This is a genomic window from Bradyrhizobium sp. Crot121, from assembly GCF_059512385.1.
Genome location: NZ_JCAMOR010000192.1, coordinates 1 through 2,539 on the forward strand (window position 1 = coordinate 1; position 2,539 = coordinate 2,539).

The 2,539-nt window shown below is 59.1% G+C and carries 2 protein-coding genes and 1 pseudogene; all 3 read right to left on the minus strand.

The window, feature by feature from the left end; all coding sequences use genetic code 11:
- Positions 1 to 121: 121 nt before the first annotated feature.
- Positions 122 to 493 (minus strand): DUF3024 domain-containing protein, encoded by a 372-nt coding sequence (locus AC5ZGW_RS45755; RefSeq protein WP_028167603.1) that lies wholly within the window; start codon positions 491 to 493, stop codon positions 122 to 124.
- A 13-nt stretch (positions 494 to 506) separates the two neighbouring features.
- Positions 507 to 1,320: pseudogene (gene tnpC, locus AC5ZGW_RS45760) on the minus strand (IS66 family transposase); the annotation flags it as partial.
- Between the two features lie 80 nt (positions 1,321 to 1,400).
- On the minus strand, positions 1,401 to 2,539 hold a 1,139-nt coding region (gene ltrA / locus AC5ZGW_RS45765), incomplete at its 5' end, for a group II intron reverse transcriptase/maturase (protein ID WP_496114150.1).

The window sequence follows — 2,539 nt, forward strand, 5'->3', positions numbered from 1 at the left end:
CCAAGGTGGGTCGCTACTCCTTTCCTGTATCGAACTTTCATCGACTATCCTTCGCCAGTTTCACTGGCGCACTATCCGTCCGGTGAGGACCCGGGATACCTGACCTTGCGGAGTTCCGTGTTTAAAGTGGATGGAGCAATCCGTCGGATCTTAGCGTGTCAATCGCTTCGGCGAGAGTGAGGCCGCGATGGAGGCAGAACCATTCTCCGGTGTGACGGTGCCACTGGATGTCGAAGCGATCACGGCTGATCCAGTCGAGGCGAGCGAACGGGGCGTCAAACTCTTCGCCGAGGTTCTCTAGAAAGCCGGAGCGGTAGCGTTGAATGAAGCGATATTTGGTGCCGTGCCACTTTCCCAGGATATCGACGGGATAGTTGAACTGCGTCGGTCGGATAGTGGGCAGGAAGCGGGGCTTCAAAAAGTCGTCGATCAACTGCTGGCAGGCGGCCGTCACCGCCAATTTATCTGCCGCGGACAGACCGCTCGCTCTCATGTGTCCTCTTGGCTCACGCTGCTTCGACATGATCAGGCGTTGGCTTTCGCCAGTTCCAGGGCAGAAGCTCGTCCAGCCTCTGGATAGCATGATCATTGATGCGCGCGAGCACGTCGGCGAGCCAGGCCTGCGGATCGACGTCGTTGAGCTTGGCGCTGGCAATCAGGGTGTAGATGGCAGCCGCACGCCGGCCGCCCTCATCGGAGCCGGCGAAGGTCCAGTTTCTTCTTCCTACGGCGACGGCCCGTAGCTCACGTTCGGCGGCATTGTTCGACATGCAAAGGCGCCCGTCATCGAGGAAGCGGGTAAATGCATCCCAGCGGCTGAGGCTGTAATTGATCGCCTTGGTCGTGTCGTTGTTTTTGGAGAGCTTGGCGCGCTGCTCACGCAGCCAAGCCTGCAGCTCAACGACCAGGGGGCGACTGCGCTCCTGGCGTACACGCAGACGCTCTTGCGGCGTCAGACCGTTAATCTCGCGCTCGATGGCGAACAGGGCATCGATGCGCTTGACCGCCTCGGCTGCAATCGGTGCCTTGGTGAGCCGTGCGAGGTCAAAGAACTTGCCTGCCGTGGGCCCAGCACGCCGCCTCGACGATCGGGCCTACTTTGCGACTGGCCGCGTAGAGTTTGCTGAAGCCCCGGTAGGCGTCGGCCTGCATCAGTCCGGCATAGCCTGCCAGATGCTGTTCCGGATGCTCACCGCCACGATCCGGCGAGTAGAAGAACACCGCCGCCGGGGGATCCGGTCCGGCAAATGGCCGGTCGTCGCGCACATAGGTCCAGAGCCGGCCGGTCCGGGTCTTGCCTTTGGCAAGGACCGGCACCGTGGGGTGAGTAGGCCGGAGGGATTTCACCTCCGGCCTCTCGCAGAACCAGGGCGTGAGGCTCTCACCTCACCCGGCTCCCATCAGGCAAGCTTGTCGCCAATACCGAGTTGCCAGTGAGCAAAGAGTCTGCGGTTCTCGCGAGCGATCTTCTCCAGGAAGATACGAGCGCGCCCCAACCGATGGCGGAAGCGCTTGTACTTTCGCTTCAACCAGATAGCTATTGTTTGGTTGATGTAGCGGGCCATCGGATATAGCGCCGAGCGCATGTATTGCCCATAGTACGCGATCCACCCCCGAACTATCGGGTTTAGTTCGCGGGCAATGTCGTCCAGCGTCAGATTTGGCCGCCTACGAAAGTTCAAGTCTCGGATCGTTGCCCGCATCGCGTTCAGCACTGACTTGCTGACCGCCGGAGTGAACCCGCAGAAAATTTTCTGCGAGTACGGCCCCCGGACTGACCTCGGCCGGAAGCAATATCCGAGAAAGTCGAACATAACCGTCTCGCTCTTGCCTTGGCGTCGATCGTCCTTGCAGTAGACAATCCTCGTCTTCGTCGGATGCAATTCCAGACGACACTCGGCCAGTCGAATTCTCAGCGCTTCGCAAACGCTCTGCGCCTCCACCTCACTCTGGCAGTGTATCAACCCGTCGTCAGCATACCGGCACCACCTGAGTTCAGGGAACGTTCGTGCCATCCAGAGATCAAATGTATAGTGCATGAAGAGATTGGCGAGAATCGGGCTCACTACTCCCCCTTGCGGGGTGCCGCAGCTTCGCTCGACGACAGCTCCATCCTCTTGCGCAATCGGCGCTGTCAGCCATCGTTCGATGTAGAGCAACGCCCACTCGCACTTTGCATGTTTCCGGACAGCCCGCAGCAGAAGCTCGTGGTCAATGTTGTCAAACAGCCCCTTGATATCGAATTCAAGAACCCAGTCGTACTTCCAGCAACGCTTGCGCGTGACGCCTACGGCATCAAGAGCCGATTTGCCGGGCCTATAGCCATAGGAATCCGCCAGAAAGATTGCGTCCAGAGTCGGTTCAATGAGTTGTTTGGCAACTGTTTGTGCCACGCGATCCGCCACAGTTGGCACCCCGAGGATCCTTTGGCCTCCGCTCTTCTTCGGAATGGAGACGGCACGAACAGGTGGCGGGAAGTAGGCGCCTGAGCTCATTCGATTCCAAATCTTGTAGAGGTTACTCTTCAAGTCGGATTCAA

Bases quoted from the DNA above. Each gene is read 5' to 3' on its own strand.
- AC5ZGW_RS45755 (WP_028167603.1), bottom strand. From the start codon at position 493: ATGAGAGCGAGCGGTCTGTCCGCGGCAGATAAATTGGCGGTGACGGCC.